The 15875-nt window shown below is 69.1% G+C and carries 14 protein-coding genes; 5 read left to right on the top strand and 9 right to left on the bottom strand.

The window, feature by feature from the left end; translation table 11 throughout:
* Positions 1 to 141: 141 nt before the first annotated feature.
* Both AB0M51_RS01845 and AB0M51_RS01840 read left to right on the top strand, forming a co-directional pair.
* Positions 142 to 654, top strand: coding sequence for a hypothetical protein (locus AB0M51_RS01845; protein ID WP_363747682.1), 513 nt, complete (start codon positions 142 to 144; stop codon positions 652 to 654).
* Between the two features lie 37 nt (positions 655 to 691).
* Positions 692 to 1189: a hypothetical protein gene (locus tag AB0M51_RS01840; RefSeq protein WP_363747680.1), complete on the top strand. Its 498-nt coding sequence runs from the start codon at positions 692 to 694 to the stop codon at positions 1187 to 1189.
* 727 nt (positions 1190 to 1916) lie between these two features.
* On the opposite strand, the gene recO is transcribed toward AB0M51_RS01840, so the two are convergent.
* The 3 genes from recO to AB0M51_RS01825 are packed head-to-tail and all read right to left on the bottom strand — an operon-like array spanning position 1917 to position 4471.
* Positions 1917 to 2651 carry a DNA repair protein RecO gene (gene recO / locus AB0M51_RS01835; protein WP_363747678.1) on the bottom strand — a complete coding sequence of 245 codons (735 nt, stop codon included), beginning with the start codon at positions 2649 to 2651 and terminating at the stop codon, positions 1917 to 1919.
* 12 nt (positions 2652 to 2663) lie between these two features.
* Positions 2664 to 3485, bottom strand: coding sequence for an SDR family oxidoreductase (locus AB0M51_RS01830; RefSeq protein ID WP_344189952.1), 822 nt, complete (start codon positions 3483 to 3485; stop codon positions 2664 to 2666).
* Positions 3482 to 4471, bottom strand: coding sequence for an aldo/keto reductase (locus AB0M51_RS01825; RefSeq protein ID WP_363747676.1), 990 nt, complete (start codon positions 4469 to 4471; stop codon positions 3482 to 3484). The genes AB0M51_RS01830 and AB0M51_RS01825 overlap by 4 nt, the downstream gene beginning before the upstream one ends.
* Positions 4472 to 4622: 151 nt before the next feature.
* On the opposite strand from AB0M51_RS01825, the gene AB0M51_RS01820 reads away from it, so the two are divergent.
* The 3 genes from AB0M51_RS01820 to AB0M51_RS01810 are packed head-to-tail and all read left to right on the top strand — an operon-like array spanning position 4623 to position 9216.
* Positions 4623 to 7736, top strand: a complete 3114-nt coding sequence (locus AB0M51_RS01820) for an FtsX-like permease family protein (protein WP_363747674.1) — start codon at positions 4623 to 4625, stop codon at positions 7734 to 7736.
* Entirely contained in the window at positions 7733 to 8572 is an 840-nt protein-coding gene (locus tag AB0M51_RS01815; RefSeq protein WP_363747672.1) for an ATP-binding cassette domain-containing protein, read from the top strand. Before AB0M51_RS01820 ends, AB0M51_RS01815 begins: the two co-directional genes overlap by 4 nt.
* Positions 8569 to 9216, top strand: coding sequence for an ATP-binding cassette domain-containing protein (locus tag AB0M51_RS01810; protein WP_363747670.1), 648 nt, complete (start codon positions 8569 to 8571; stop codon positions 9214 to 9216). Before AB0M51_RS01815 ends, AB0M51_RS01810 begins: the two co-directional genes overlap by 4 nt.
* Before the next feature lie 16 nt (positions 9217 to 9232).
* Here AB0M51_RS01810 and AB0M51_RS01805 read toward each other — a convergent pair whose 3' ends face one another.
* The 6 genes from AB0M51_RS01805 to AB0M51_RS01780 form a co-directional block, all read right to left on the bottom strand.
* Positions 9233 to 10687, bottom strand: a complete 1455-nt coding sequence (locus AB0M51_RS01805) for a GNAT family N-acetyltransferase (protein ID WP_363747668.1) — start codon at positions 10685 to 10687, stop codon at positions 9233 to 9235.
* Between the two features lie 41 nt (positions 10688 to 10728).
* On the bottom strand, positions 10729 to 12588 hold the full coding sequence (locus tag AB0M51_RS01800) for an ABC transporter substrate-binding protein (RefSeq protein WP_344189959.1): 1860 nt from the start codon (positions 12586 to 12588) through the stop codon (positions 10729 to 10731).
* 62 nt (positions 12589 to 12650) lie between these two features.
* Positions 12651 to 12857, bottom strand: coding sequence for a hypothetical protein (locus tag AB0M51_RS01795; RefSeq protein WP_344189960.1), 207 nt, complete (start codon positions 12855 to 12857; stop codon positions 12651 to 12653).
* Positions 12857 to 13900, bottom strand: a complete 1044-nt coding sequence (locus AB0M51_RS01790; protein WP_344189962.1) for an ABC transporter ATP-binding protein — start codon at positions 13898 to 13900, stop codon at positions 12857 to 12859. Before AB0M51_RS01790 ends, AB0M51_RS01795 begins: the two co-directional genes overlap by 1 nt.
* On the bottom strand, positions 13897 to 14973 hold the full coding sequence (locus AB0M51_RS01785) for an ABC transporter ATP-binding protein (protein ID WP_344189963.1): 1077 nt from the start codon (positions 14971 to 14973) through the stop codon (positions 13897 to 13899). The genes AB0M51_RS01790 and AB0M51_RS01785 overlap by 4 nt, the downstream gene beginning before the upstream one ends.
* 5 nt (positions 14974 to 14978) lie before the next feature.
* Positions 14979 to 15875, bottom strand: coding sequence for an ABC transporter permease (locus tag AB0M51_RS01780; protein ID WP_344189965.1), 897 nt, complete (start codon positions 15873 to 15875; stop codon positions 14979 to 14981).

Raw genomic sequence — 15875 nt, 5'->3', positions numbered from 1 at the left:
GATTACCGATGGCAGGGTCACACGGACGGAACTGTGTGGGCGTGTACTCGCGAACAGGGCTATGACCTGGGTAGACATATCGTCACTGAATGGGTTTGGCTGCCAGGCAGGCCGGACACTGTCGTGGTAGACCCGGTCACCGTGGCCTACGAGGCGATTGCGCAGATGCAACTCGCCGCGCCGTTGATCAAAACGGCTCCCGCCACGGGTCAGATCGGCTTGGTGAACATGCCTGTCTGGATGTGGGTGACCAAGAGCGAAAACACCTGGGGACCGATCGTTCGCACTGCGAGTGTGCCGGGCCTTTCCGTTACTGCCACTGCGCAGGTCAAGGCGATCAACTGGTCGATGGGTGATGGCAACACCGTGCGGTGTCAGGGGCCGGGAACGCCGTACAGCAAGGCGATGGGCACGAAGGCTTCGCCGACCTGCGGTCACCGGTATGTGAAGACGTCTCACAAGCTTCCGCATTGCAAGTACCCGGTGACTGCGGTTGCGCAGTGGGACATCACCTGGCAGAGCACGCTCGGGGACAACGGCCACATCTCCATGACCCAGCAGGCCACCACCCAGTTGCGCATCGGTGAAGCTGTTCCGGTGATTGTGGATCCGCATGGTGGCGATGTCACGGTGCCGGGTGCGGCCGGCTGCTGAGCGGGACGATCCGGCTAGGAAGGAATAGGTTCGGGATATGACGACTTGGCCTTCGGTTGACCAGATGCGGGCGGAACTGGCGGAGGTACTCGGGCGGTTCCGGGGTGGTCGGACGTGGGCGTTCAGCTTCGGGGACGGTGTGCCGGAGGCTGTTGTGCTCACGTACGACGAGTTCGAAGACCTCGGCGGTGAAGGCAAGTTCGCGGTGCCGGACCAGGTCATCGGAGTCGCTGAGGTTGCCCGGCGTCTGCACGAGTTCGTCGAATCGGCGCGGAACGGGGGCGGTGGCCCACTGGTCTGGGGCGAGGACGGTGAGCCGGAGGCAGTCCTGTTGTCGACCGCGCAGTACCGCGATCTGCGCGGCGACGATCACCCGCCGGCTGGGGTTGTCGACGACCCCACCGTGCGCGTGTATGCCACGGAGCCGCTCCCGACCAGTCGGCCGTTGGACCTGGACGAGTGGGCGGCTCGTATGGGGCCCGAGACTCAGGAACTGCTGGAGGAGCTGCGCCGTGAGGACGAACAGGGCTCGTGAGGGCCGGGCTTCAGTACCAGTTGGTTGCAGGGCCCGACTTCGATCTCGACTATCTCCGGATCGACCGGGCGGCGAGCAGCAATCCTTCAGGTCCAGAGGCTGCGCTCCGTCGCGCGGTACTGCGGACGATGCTCGACCTCGCCAACGGCAGGTCCGACGGGCATCATGCGCTGAGCTGCGAGCCAGGTAAAGGCGATCTGCGCGACTGCGTGACGGCGTACATCCGATCCGATCCGCAGCGGCCTGCGGACTATCGATTGGTGATGCGCGAGATCGGACCGGATGCACCGGGACAGTTCGCCCGACGGGAGCTGCTCGCGATCAAACCTCGGCGTGGGCCGAACAACATTTACGCGCACGTGTGCGCCCGTCTGGATCGCCATCCGAACGACCGGCAGCCAGGCCTTGATCGGTTCGACCGATGGCAGGACGTCAGCGGCGGCGCCGCGACGCGAGGGGCGGAGCTGGACGCGAAGCGAGCGATCGCTCACGCCTGGGCGGGGCAGCAACCGCTGCGAACTTCGCGGCCCTTCGTCATCGGAGCCTCGGCCGGCCCTCGGAACGAGCCGTCGCGAACACAGCACGGCGTCACGCCTGGCGAGGACCGCGGTGGCGGCGCGGTTGCTCCAACTGGGCATCCAAACGCTGACACCGCAGCCCGGACATCCGGCAAGGCCTCGCGAGCGAGGTTGGGGCGTCCCGGACCGACCGGGTGGCCTGGGCGGGGTTAGGAGGTGAGGTCGAGGTGGGGGAGGGAGCGGAGTTGGTTTTCTTGGTGGTAGGTGAAGAAGGCGGCTATCAGGCCGGTGGATTCTCGGCGGGTTCGGGGGTCGGCTTGGAGGGCGGTGGGCCAGTCGCCGGTGAGGAGGGCGGTGAGGTGGGTGACGGTGGCTTGGGCGGGCATGGCTGAGGCTGGGGGGCGGCAGGTGGTGCAGACCATGCCGCCGGAGGCGGGGTTGAAGGCTCGGTGGGGGCCTGGTTCGCCGCAGCGGGCGCAGTCGTCGAAGGAAGGGGCGTAGCCGGAGATCGACAGGGATCTCAGCAGGAAGGAGTCGAGGACCAGGGCCGGTTCGCGTTCGCCGGTGGAGAGGACGCGGAGGGCGCCGGCCAGCAGGAGGTGTTGCTGGAGGGCGGGTTCTTTCTCTTCGACCACCAGGCGGTCGGCGGTCTCGAGGAGTACGGTGCCGGCGGTGTAGCGGGCGTAGTCGCTGACGATGCCTTCGCCGTACGCCGCGATCGACTCGGCCTGGGTGACGACGTCGAGGGTGCGGCCGGTGGCGAGTTGCAGGTCGACGTAGCTGAACGGCTCCAGCCGGGCGCCGAAGCGTGACGACGTGCGGCGGACTCCCTTGGCGACCGCGCGGACCTTGCCGTTGGCGCGGGTCAGCAGTGTGGCGATCCGGTCCGCCTCACCCAGCTTCTGGGTGCGCAGCACGATCGCCTGATCCCGGTAGAGCGGCACCCCACCAGTGTCTCACCCGCGTCCGACATACTCCGCGAGGCCGATCGGCTCGTGCCCGGTGAGGTCCTTGACGGCAGTCGAGACGTTGCTCAGCTCGCCGCTGGCGATGGCGGCGTACGACGTCACCCAGCCGGCCACCTCCCAGGGCTGCGCGCCGTACGACTCCCGCGACCGATACGCCTCGTCCAGCGTCTCCGGCTCGTACCGGACCGGACGGCCCGATGCCTCGGTCAGTACGGCGGCCGCCTCGGCCAGCGTGAACGCCGACGGCCCGGTCAGGTCGTACGTCGCCCCCGAGTGCTCCGAGGAGACGAGCACCGAGGCAGCCGCCGCGGCGACATCGTCCCGAGCAACGGCGGCGACCCGCCCGTCCCCCGCCGGGCCGCGGATCACCCCGTCCGCGCCGACGAACCCGGGTATCAGGTCGAGGTAGAGGCTGTCCCGCAGGAACGTGAAGTCCACACCGGTAGAACGGATGTGCTCCTCCGTGTGCCAGTGGTCGCGCGCGAACGTGAAGGTCGCCCCGGGCGCCGCCCCGACGAACGAGGTGTACACGATCCGCCGTACCCCGGCCGCCACCGCCGCGTCGACCGTTGCCTTGTGCAACTCGACGCGGTCCGCCGACTCCGTGGCACTGAGCAGCATCAGTACGTCGACGCCGTCCAGCGCGGACAGCAGTTCCGGGTGCTCGCCGTACGCCGCCTGCGCGACCGACACGTCCGGCAGTTCGGGCGCCCGCGCCGGGTCGCGGACGATCAGCCGCAGCGGTACGCCGGTCAGCCGGGCGACGATCCGCGACCCGAGCTGGCCGGTCGCGCCGGTGATGCCGATCACTTGCCCACCAGGTCCATCCCGCCCGCGGCGTACCGTTGCCCGGCCACCGCGTCCGCCGGGAACGTCGCATCCAGCGCGGCCAGCTCGTCGGTGCTCAGCGAGACGTCGAGCGCGCCGAGGTTCTCGGTCAGGTACGAGCGCCGCTTGGTGCCGGGGATCGACGCCACGTCGTTGCCCTGTGCAAGCAACCACGCGAGCGCGAGCTGACTCGGCGTCACGCCCTTCGACGCGGCCAACGCTTGCACCTGCGCGACCAGGTCGAGGTTGCGCTGGAAGTTCTCGCCCTGGAACCGCGGCAACCCCCGCCGCATGTCGTCTTCCGGGAAGTCGGACGGCGACTTGATCTGCCCGGTCAGGAAACCGCGCCCGAGCGGGCTGAACGGCACGAAACCGATGCCCAACTCCCGCAGCGTCGGCAGTACGACGGTCTCCGGGTCGCGCGTCCACAGCGACCACTCGCTCTGGACGGCGCTGATCGGGTGCACGGCGTGGGCCGCGCTCACCGTCTCGCCGTTCACCTCGGACAGCCCGAGGTACCGCACCTTGCCGGCCTGGACCGCGGCGGCCATCGCGCCGACGGTCTCCTCGATCGGGACCTGCGGGTCGCGGCGGTGCAGGTACCACAGGTCGATGTGGTCGACGCCCAGCCGGCGCAGCGACGCGTCCAGGGCCTGCGCGGCGTACGCCGGGGAGCCGTCGACGACCGTCGGTACGTCGGAGGCGACGGCCGGGCGCTTGAACCCGAACTTGGTGGCGAGGACGACCTCGTCGCGGCGGCCGGCCAGCGCGCGGCCGACGAGTTCCTCGTTCGCGCCGTCGCCGTACACGTCCGCTGTGTCGAGGAACGTGCAGCCCGCGTCGATGGCGGCATGCAGCGTCGCGATCGACTCGGCGTCGTCCTGGCGGACCCCGTACGACTGGGACATCCCCATGCAGCCGAGGCCGAGGCTGGAAACGGTCAGGTCACCGAGCTGGGAAGAACGCATGTGCCGAACCTACCGCCGCGGCCGCCCGGCGGGCCAAAGGGGCATCAGGATTCCTGTCTGGACAACATTAATGTGACATTTTGCCGCCACCCGGCACAGGCGCCGAAACATTCCGTACATTCGGCGGGCGATACGGACGCTGGGGGTGGCGATGTTTCTTCGACGGGCGCTGCGGTACCGCTGGGCACAGGCCCTGGTACTGACCGGCGTCAGCCTGCTGATCGGCACCTGCGCGGTGTTCGGGCCGTGGTTCGCGCGGGCCGTCGAGCAGACCGTGATGACCGAGACGCTGGACGGCCAGCGACTGCCGGCGTCCTGGCTGATCGCCACCCGCGGTCCGGTCGCTACGCCTGATTGGAAGACCACTACGAACAGTGATGTCCAGATCACGCCGGAACAGCTCGACAAGCTCGTGCCCGCCGACCTCCGCTCGCACTTCACACCGCCCGTGCACGGCTACTACACCGACATCTCCTGGCGTGCGACGCCCGCGGACGACCCGACCACCATGCGGCTGCGGTGGCGGGACGGGTACTGCGCCCAGCTCACCGTCGTCGAGGGTGCCTGTCCGAAGGCCGCGAACGAGGTGATCGCGTCGGTGGCCGACAAGTCGCTCTGGGGCATCGAGGTCGGGCAGACCCTGGCCGCGGCGACCAGCGGCAGCTATCCCGCGCAGCCAGTGAAGGTGGTCGGCTTCTACCGCCCGAACGAGGCGCGCGGCGACTACTGGTTCGGCGACTACCCGACCGGGCACTCGCGGAAGCCTGCCGGGGACGAGCCCGGCTGGTCGAACGAGATGTTCACCGAGCGTACGACACTCACCGGCAACGGCAACTTCGCCACGAAGGCCACGTCGGATGTTCGCCCGCTCCCGGGCGTGAACCGGCTCGACGACCTGGACCGGCTGCAGGACGCGACCCGGACGGTCAACGGGAACGCCCAGGAGCAGCTCGGCGGCGTGGCCGAGGTGACCTCGTCGCTCTCCTCGCTGATCGACCGGATCCAGGCGGAACGCAAGCAGGCGACCACGATCATCCCGCTGGTGATGGTGCAGGTCGCGCTGTTCGCGGTCGTCGTACTGGCGCTTGCGTTGGCGGCGGTGGTCGACCAGCGCCGGCCGGAGATCGCGCTGTCGCGGTTGCGTGGTTCGTCGGCGCGCCGTACGCACCGGGTGCTGGCGATCGAGCTCGGGCTGCCGGTGCTGGCCGGTACGTTGCTCGGCGGCCTGCTGGGCTTCGGGATCCTGACGGTCGTCCGGCACACGTGGCTGCGCGGTGGTGCGCCGGCGGAGCTGCCGTGGACGGTGCTGGCCGCGCTCGGGGCGGCAGTCGTTGTCGCGGCGGCTGTGGTGGTGCTCCAGGTGCGCGGCGTCGTACGGCGTCCCATCTCGAGCCTGCTGCGCCGGGTCGCGCGCCGGCACGGGCGGGCGATCGGGGTCGCCGATCTGTGCATCATCGTGTTCGCCGTGGCCGGTCTGGTCGGCGCACTCACTGGGAACGGGCGTGGTCCGCTGCCGGTACTGACGCCGGCGCTGCTGGCGCTCGCGGCGGGGCTGGCTTTCGCGCATCTGTTGCTGCCTGCGGCCGGTCTGGTCAGCCGCGGCGCGCTTCGCCGTGGACGGCTGGGCCTGGCACTCGGTGCGTTGCAGGTCTCTCGCCGTCCGGCCGTGACCCGGATCGTGGCCGCGGTCGCGGTGGCGGCCGCGCTGCTCACGTTCGCCGGTCAGGCCGCGTCGGTCGGTTCGCGCAACCGCGACGCCCGCTCCGGGTACGAGACCGGGGCCGAGGGCGTACTGCGGATGAACGCACTGTACTTCGCCGAATTCCTGGGCGCGGTCGACAAGATCGACCCGGACCGGCACTGGCTGACGCCGGTGGTGATCTCCCGCCCCGGCTCCCCCGACGCGCTGCAGACCGAGATGATCGAGCCGGACAGCTTCCGGCGGATCGCGTTCCAGGGCGAGCAGCTCACCGATGCCGACGGATGGCGGACGTTGAAGGCGCCGGACGTCGCGCCGATCCAGATCCGCGGGACCCAGCTGACGGTCACGGCGTCGACCGGGCCGATCACGGCACGGCCGACGAAGACCGCCGGAGGCAATCCGATCGGCAGCGGCAAGCCGAAGTCGGTCGTACTGCGGGCGAACGTGGTCAGCCACCGCGACGGCGGGCGGTACCTGGTCTCGTTCCCGCCGTTGCAGCTGCCCGCGACGAAGCCGGTCGTGCTGCGGGCACCGGTGGAGTGTCAGGCCGGTTGCGACCTGCTGCGGCTCGGCGTCGGGCGGGAGACGGCCGACCAGGTCGGGCTGGAAGGCGATCTCACGATCAGCAGATTGTCGACAGCTGACAATCCGGCCATCAAGCTCGGGACACCGCAGGACTGGTCGACGGTCGGCGCGGTCGACGACGACCAGGGCTCGGTCGTCGCCAAGCCCGGTGGATTGTTGACAATCGGAATGAAGAGTTTCGGCAACGACCAGTTCATGCAGTACCGGACGGTGCCGGCCGCGGTACCCGCGCTGGTCACGCCGGAGTACCGCTTCGACAGCACCACCACGAGCCCGGGGATCGACGGTTCGCCGATGAGGCTGGACCGCATCGACCGGCTCCGCGGTCCGGTGAACCGGTACGGCACGCACACCGCGGTCGTCGACCTGGAGTCGGTTCGCCGGCTCGGGGGTGCCGTCGACGAAGGCGGGACCGACTTCGAGGTCTGGCTGAACAAGGCCGGGATGGCGAACGTCGACACGATCGCCGAGCAGTTCACGAAGGCAGGGCTGAACGCCGAGCTCGTCGACCGGCGGGACGACCGGATCGCGTCGTACGGACGGTCCGCGAGTGCGCTCGCGCTACAGCTGACGCCCGTCGTCGGCGTCGCCGCGTGGGTGCTGGCGATCGTCGTCCTGTTGTTGACCATCGTCACGTCCTGGCGGTCGCGGGCGCAGGACTACGCGAGCCTGCAGCTCACCGGCGTACCGGCGAATGCGACGGGGCGCGCGGCGCGATGGGAACAGACCGGGCCGGTGGCGCTCGCCGTGCTGCTCGGGACCGTCTGCGGGTTGATCGGTGCACGGGTCGCGCTGCCGTTGATCCCGCTGTTCGCGACCAGCGACAGTCCGGTTCCGCCCGACCTGCACATCAACTGGCCGGTCGCGATCGCACTCTGGGCGGCCGGTACGGCGGTCCTCGCCGCCGTGACACTGGTGCTCGGCACCGGCGTGAACAGACGCTCCAGCTACAGCCGGATCCGGGAGGAGCTGACGTGAGCGGGCTCGCCATCAGTACGACGGGACTCGTGCACATCTACCGGGCGCACGGGCATGACGTCGCGGCGTTGTCCGGGATCGGGATCAGCGTGCGGCCCGGCGAACTGGTCGGGCTGCTCGGGCCGTCGGGCGCGGGGAAGTCGACGCTCCTGCAACTGTGCGGCGGCCTGCTGACGCCGAGTGCCGGCCGGCTGCAGATCGGTGAGCACAACGTCGCCACGATGACCGAGGCCGAGCTGGACCGGATGCGTTCCGGCGACGTCGGCATCGTCCTGCAGGGCGCCGGCCGGAACCTGATCCCGTATCTGACGCCCGCGGAGAACATCCACTACGCACAACAGGCCGCGCCACCGGGCCGCGAACTGCCCGCAGCGCAAGAGGTTCTCGAACTTGTTGGTCTGGGCAACCACGCGGAGGACGAGCTGAGCAGGTTGACGCCCGGACAGGTCCAGCTGTGCGCGGTCGCGGTCGGCATTGCCACGATGCCCGGTCTGCTGCTCGCCGACGAGCCGACCAGCCAGCTCGACCACCGCGCCCGCGACGAGGTGCTCGCCGCCCTGCGCACGATCAACCGCGAGACCGGGATGACCGTACTGCTGGTCACCCACGACCCCGAGGTGGCCGCGACGCTCCCCCGGACGATCACGATCCGGGACGGCCGGATCGCCTCCGAGGGCCGCTCCGGTGAGGAGTACGCCGTGGTCGCGGTCGACGGGTCGTTGCCACTGCCGCCGCACGTCGCGGAACTCCTACCGGCCGGCACCCTCGTCCAGGTCACCACCGAGAACGGCGAGATCCGGCTCACCCCGGTGCGCCAGGAAGAGGACGACCGATGATCGAGGTCAGCCAGGTGACGGTGCGGTACGGGGCGTTGACCGCGGTGTCGGACGTGTCGTTCACGGTTCCGCCTGGGTTCGTGCTCGCGGTCAGCGGGCCGTCCGGGGCCGGGAAGACGTCGTTGCTCTGGGCAATCGCCGGCGCGGTGCCGGTGGCCAAGGGGCAGGTCGAGATCGACGGGCTGGTGATCGCGAACCGGCCGGCCGCGGCGAAGCACGGCGTCGTACTGATCCCGCAGGGGAACGGCTTGGCGCGCGTCCTGACCGCGCGCGAGAACCTGTCGATCCCGTTGCTCGCCGAGAACAAGCCGGGCCCCGACGTCGACCGCCGGATCCAGCAGGCGCTCGAGGGCGTCGGGCTGGCAGACAGCGGCGACCACCTGGTCGAGGAGCTGTCCGGCGGCGAGCAGCAGCGGGTCGCCGTCGCTCGCGGGATCGCCCAGCAGGGCCGGGTGATCCTCGCCGACGAGTCGACCAGCGAGCTCGACAGCAGCAACCGCGAGCGAGTCCTCGACCTGTTGCACGAGGAGGCCCGCCGCGGTGCAGCCGTCGTGATCGCCACCCACGACCCGAACGTCGCCGAGCGCGCCGACGGGCACGCGCTGATGGACGAGGGCCACCTCAGCTGGCTACGACGCCTGTAGCAGAACCAAACAGGTCCTAGAGGCCCAGCTGCACCGGGGTGTTGGGCGGACCGGCGGTCAGCAGCCGTGCAACCAGCGCGGGAAGGTCGCGTGGCCCGAAGCGGCCGTCGTAGGCGGCCAGTTCGTCCTGGGTCCACCAGCGTACGGCGTGAACGTTCTCGGCGCGCATCTCCTCCGCGCTGAGCGAACCGGCAGGCGTGAAGTGGTCGGTGCGGATCAGGAAGGTGTCGTTGAGAAGGCCGTCGTACCCGGTCGCGTGGTCGGCAACGAACTCCTCGTGCCAGATGTGCACAGGGTCGGCGAAGTCCACGAGGCCGACCTCCTCGACCAGTTCGCGGCGCAGGCCTTCGAGCACGGTCTCACCGGCCTCCAGCCCACCGCCCGGTGTCGCCCACAGTGGTCCGTCGTCGAATTCGAACCGGACCAGGAGCACCCGGTCGTCGGGATCCATGATCAGAGCTCGAGCGGCCGGCCGGAGCCTGGGCAGGTGCAGCTCCAGCTCGCGGTTCTGCTCCACGGCGCGGAACCCGAAGCGTGCGTTGACCTTGCGCATCGGCGCGTTCGTCAGTGCCGTCCAGGTGTGCAGATACCGTTGCGACGTCCGGTGTTTCGCCAGCTGCGAGAGGTTCGCGAGCTTCAGGAACGTGCCGAGGTTGTGGCCGCGGTGCTCCCGCAGTACCAGCGTGTCCTCCTGCTGGGCGTTGTCGCCGTCCGCCCGGGGCAGGACCAGGTAGGTGTATCCAGCCGGCTCCCCGGCGGTCGTGTGCGCCATCGTCACCAGGGCCAGGTAGTTCCGGGCCAGCCGCGCCTCGCTCGTCTCGAGCTTCTCGACCGTCCACGGCAGCACCTCGCGGGTCATCCCGCCGGTCGGCACGTCCCGGTCCATCGCGGTCCGCAGGTCGGCGTACTCCTGCCGGTGCTCCGGCGGGCACACTCCCGCCCACGACGTCAGCCGGTACCCGTCCAGCCGGCCCGCCTCGGATCGCAGGTCCTCCAGCAGCAGGTCGTCGTACGGCAGCGGTACGACGAGATGCTCCTCGACGTGCTCGACCTCGAACCCCAGCCGCGCAGCGAACAACGCTCCGGGCCACGGATCCGCGGGTACGGCGAGCTCGGTCTGGACGATCGTCCGCCCGAGCTGCGCGGAACGCGTGACGGCCCACTGCCACAGCGCCGTGCCGATCCCCCGCCGCCGGTGCTGCGGCGGTACGTCGATCTCGACCTCGACCGCGTCCAGGTTGTCGGCCAGCCGGTACTGGAACAGCATCGCGCCGAGCACCCGGTCGTCCTCGAACGCGCCGACCGCGCGCCGGGTCTTCAACGGGCCGGGGTTGCGCAACGAGTACCCGAGCGCCTCCCGGCCCTCCACCAGCGCCGCCTCGCGCCCGGCGACCGCGCCGGCCCGGAAGGCGTCGTACCACTCGTCGAACAGGGCCAGGTCGGCCGGGTCGATCTCGCGTATCACGATCACCCGGCCGACCCAATCAAACAATCAGGTCAGAACGCCAATCCTCAGACCGGCGCGACCTTGCCCTGGTACATGTACATGATCACGAAGTTGTCCGCGTACGGCGCGTTCTTCAGGATCGGGTCGTCGTCCGCCGGGAACTTCGCCACCCGCTTGCCCTCGAGCGCCGGGTTGTTACCGTAGCGCTCCCAGAGCGGGATGATCGGCAGCAGTTCGTTGAAGGCCAGCGCCGCGGCGGTGACGTTCTTCTTCTGCTCGTCGAGGTTCAGGCCCTGCGCGGACTTGTCCACCACGGACTTCAGGTCGATCGGACCGGTCGAGGTGGTCTGCTTGAGCGGGAAGTTCATGCCCTTGCCACCCTGGTTCGCGGCGACCACGTAGTTGAAGGTGTACAGGTCCTGGACGTACGCGAAGTACGGGTGCGGGTGGTTCGACGCGCCCCAGCTCTGGATCGCGAAGTCGAACTTGCCGGCCAGTACGTCGGGGTTCAGCTGGGTGAAGGTGATACCCCGCTTGGTGATGTTGAAGCCGAACTTGTTCAGCTGGTCGGCCGCGTTGGTGGCGGCCGGGTTCCAGTCCGCGAACTCGGTCGGGAACTTGATGTCGTACGCCGCAGGTTTGCCGTTCGGCAGCATCCACTTGCCGCCGGACTTCTTCCAGCCGGCCGCCTGCAGCAGGGACGTGGCCTTGGCCTCGTCCTTGTCGTAGGCCTGGAGCTTCTTCTGGTCCGCGTCCGAGACCCAGTCCGGCACCAGGATGTCGGAGAAGCCGGCCATGAACTTGCACGGCTTGCCCGAGTCGCCGAGCGCGACCGTGCCGTTCTCGGCCCGGTCCAGGACGTAAGCGATCGCCTGCCGGACCCGCGGGTCGGCGAGCTCCGGGTGGGTCGTGTAGTTGAACACCAACGCCGGACCGGAGTACACCGGCGGCCGCAGGATCCGGAAGCCGCTGCCCAGCAGAGTCTTCTCGGTCGCCACCGCGAAACCGTGGGTCGCGTAGTCGACGTCCTTGTTCAGCACGACCGGGGTGACGTCGGAGGTCTCACCGTTGTACAGCACGACCTTGTCGAAGCCGATCTTGTCGGCGAACAGGCCCTTGGGGTTCTTGACCAACGTCATCTGCGAGTTGGTCATGCTCTTGACGTCGAAGTTGAACGGCCCGGAGACAACCGGGTTCTGCGGACGGAACTTCTGGAAGTCGCCGTTCAGCTGCTTGCCCTCGCCGCTGTCCAGGCTGCCCTTGGCCTTACGGACCGTCTCCGCCTTGGTCGCCCACTCGCCGTAGACCGAGTCCGGCAGGATCGGTGCCCGGAGGATGAAGCGCTCGAGCACCGTGGAGGGCGTGCCGATGGCGAACACCACGGTGGTGTCGTCCTTCGCCGTGACGTCGGACAGGAAGTCCCACGGTGGCTGCCGCATCAGCCACTGCAGGTTGAACGTCGAGACGACGTCCTTCGCCGTCACCGGCTTGCCGTCGCTCCAGGTAAGCCCGGAGCGCAGCTTCAGCGTGTAGGTCTTCGTCGCCTCGTCCAGCGTGCCGGACTCGGCCATCATCCATTCCCACTTCTTGTCGGCCCAGTAGTACAAGCCGGAGCTGGGATAGATCAGGTCGTTGTACGGGCTCGTCGCCATCTGGATGCCGTCGAGAACACCCGCGGCCAGGTTGAAGTGGCCCTTCGGCGGCAGCTGGTACGGGTACGCGCCGTGAAACTCCTTGCTGGCGTTGCTACCGCCACCACTGGAGTTCGGCTTGCTCGGGGAGCACGCTTCCAGGGACCCGATGCCGGCCGCGCCGACACCGGCGATGCCGAACAGCTGGAGCACGTTGCGGCGGGAGATGGCATTTGTCCGGGCGCTCGCGCCCGTCCCGTTGGAGCCGGAATCGTTGGTGCCGGTGGGACTCATTCCTTGGTCCTTTCTGGACTGACCACACGCCCATGTGGGTCAGGTACTACTCATTGGTGGGACTAACTACCGCCCTCGCGTTTCTCCCGCCGTCGGGTGATGACCACCCCGACGACGACCACCAGGCCCAGCAGCAGGCCCAAACACAAGGTGAACAGAGTGACGACGAACTCCGGGGTGCCCGGCGTCAGGGTGAGCAGCAGGACCCCGCTGGCCAGCACCAGGAACGCTGCCCAGCCGAGCGCCGCCCGGCCGATCTGGGGACCCATCAGCTGCCCGGTTTCTCCGGGCCCTCATCTCGGACACCGTCGCGCGCGACCACGTGGCACGCGGCCGACTGCCCGGAGCGGATCTCGACCAGCTGGGGTACCTTCCCGTCGCACAGCCCGTCCTCGAACTGTGGGCAACGCGGATGGAACGAGCACCCGGACGGCAGGTTCGCCAGGCTCGGGATCTCCAGGCTGCGCAGGGACTCCCGGCCCTTGGTCTTGGTCAGGTCCGGGTCCGGTTCCGGGATCGCGTCGATCAGCGCGCGGGTGTACGGGTGCGTCGGCGCGTTGATGATCTTCGGCGTCGGCCCGAACTCGACGATCCGGCCGAGGTACATCACCGCGGTCTTGCCGCGCCAGCCGAAGTACTTCGCGATCGCCAGGTCGTGGGTGATGAACAGGAAGCCGACGCCGAGGTCGTCGCGCAGCCGGCCGAGCATCGCCAGCACGCTGATCCTGATCGACACGTCCAGCATCGAGGTGGACTCGTCGGCGATGATGAGCTTCGGATCCAGGGTCAGCGCCCGGGCGACCGCGACCCGCTGCCGCTGCCCGCCGGACAGCTGGTGCGGGAACTTCGGCAGGTAGTTCTCGGGCGGCGTCAGGTCGACCTGGGTGAGCAGCTCGGCGGCCTTGTCGGCGGCTTCCTTCTTGTTCTTCACGATGCCGTGCTTGAGCAGCGGCGCGGTGAGGGTCTGCTGGATCGTCCGCGTCGGGTTCAGCGACGCGTACGGGTCCTGGTGCACGTACTGCACGCTGCGCCGGAAGGTGGTGAAGTCACCGCGCTTCAGCGACCAGATGTCGGTGCCCTCGAACGCGACCTGACCGCTGCTCGGCCGGGCCAGACCGGCCGCCATCCGGGCCGCCGTGGTCTTGCCGGAACCGCTCTCGCCGACCAGGCAGAGCACCTCGCCGGGGTTGATCGACAGGTCGATGTCGTCGACCGCGCGGATCGGGCCGGCCTTGGTGTCGAACACCTGGCTGACCCCGCCGAGGGTGATCAGCGGTGCTGCTTCCTGCGGGGACTTCTCCAGTGCGCTCATGATGCGGTCCCCAGGTTCTCGCTCGGCACCTCACGCTCGAGGTGCACGTCCTTGGCGTGGATACAGGCCGCCTCGTGCGCGTCACCCGGCTCGTCGGTGATCGGGATCAGCGGCGGGTCGGCCTCGTTGCACTCCTCGGTCGCGTACTTGCAGCGCGGCGCGAAGGTACAGCCGGCCGGCAGCGACGCCAGGCTCGGCGGGCCGCCCGGGATCGACTCCATGTCGGGCAGATCGCCGACGATCGGCGGGACCGCCTTGATCAGGCCGAGCGTGTACGGGTGCCGCGGGCGGTAGAACATGTCCCGGACGCCACCGGTCTCGATGATGCGTCCGGCGTACATGGTGGCCACCCGGTCGGCGAGCTCGGCGGCCAGCGACAGGTCGTGCGAGATGAAGATCATCGAGAACCCGAGCCGCTCCCGGACCTCGTGCAGGACGTCGACGACGGACCGCTGGGTGAGGATGTCGAGCGCCGTGGTCGGCTCGTCCAGGATCAGTACCTCGGGCTCCAGCAGCAGGCTCATCGCGATCAGGACGCGCTGCCGCATACCGCCGGAGAGCTCGTGCGGGTAGCTGTCCATCACCCGCGACGGCTCCAGCCGGACCAGCCGGAGCAGTTCGCCCGCGCGGTCCTCGATCTCCTGCTTGGAGGCCTTGGTGTGCGCGCGCATCGTGTCGTGCATGTGCGCGCGGATCTTGAGTACCGGGTTGAACGCGTTCATCGCGCCCTGGAACACCATCGCCGCGTCCCGCCAGCGGAACTCCCGCAGGTCCCGGCCGTCCAGTCCGAGAACGTCGATCTCGGTCCCGTCGCCGCGGTTGAACTGGACCTTGCCGCTGGCGTGACCGAGCCGCGGCAGCAGCCGCAGCAGGCCGAGGCCGAACGTCGTCTTGCCGCAGCCGCTCTCCCCCACCAGCGCCAGGCTCTCGCCCGGGAACAGGTCGAGGTCGACGCCGCGGACCGCCTGCACGGTCGCACCGGCACCGGTCCGGTACTCGACCTTGAAGTCGCGGACCGACAACAGCGGCTTGCCCTCACCGCCGCGCTTCGCACGCGTACTCGAAGTAGTCATCGTGATCACCGGTCCCGGAGCCGCGGGTTGAGGATCTCTTCGAGGGATCGCGTCATCATCACCAATCCGACCAGCAGCAGGACGATCGCGATGATCGGGCTCAGGATCCAGGCCAGGCTCGCGTCGTTGAAGATCGCGCCGGCAATCCAGGCGCGGTTGAGCATGATGCCCCAGTTGGAGCCGGTCAGCGGGGCGAGACCGAGCAGGTACAGGCCGACCAGCTGGTAGATCGCGTTGGTCACGCCGATCATGAAGTTCATCAGGATGAAGCTGGCCATGTTCGGCAGGATCTCGACGAACACCACCCGGGCGGTGCCGAGGTCGAGCAGCCGGGCCGCCTCGACGAACTCGCGCTCCTTCAGCGAGAAAACCTGCGCCCGGACGGCCCGGGTCAGCACCGGCCAGGACAGGCCGCCGACCAGCAGCGCGAGCAGCAGCGGCGAGTCGAGCTTGAAGAACGCGCCGAGGACCGCGAGCAGCACGATCTGCGGGACCGTCAGGAAGACGTCGGCGAGCGTGACCACGACGGAGTCGACCCAGCCGCCGAGGTACGCCGCGAGCGAGCCGAGCACGATCGCCAGCGCGGTCGAGATCGCGGCGGCGAAGAAGCCGACGAAGATCACCGTCCGGCCGCCGCCGATCATCTGGATCAGGACGTCCTTGCCCTCGTTGTCGGTACCGAGCAGGTGCCCGGGCGAACCGGCCGGAAGCAGGATCTCCTTGACGTTCGGCGCCACGTCCGGGAGGAAGAACGGCACGATCGCGGTGATCAGCACCATCAGTGCGACGATCACGAACCCGATGAACCCGGCCGGGCTGCGGCGCAGCGACCGGAGGATGCCGGCGAACCGGGAGACACCCGGCGTACCGATCGCGGCGACGGGAATGGAAGCCTCGGTCAT

Origin of the sequence: Kribbella sp. NPDC051137, assembly GCF_040682535.1 — a bacterium.
GTDB lineage: Bacteria > Actinomycetota > Actinomycetes > Propionibacteriales > Kribbellaceae > Kribbella > Kribbella karoonensis.
Note: the sequence above shows the minus strand (reverse complement) of the source record. Positions and strands in the feature narration are given on the sequence as shown.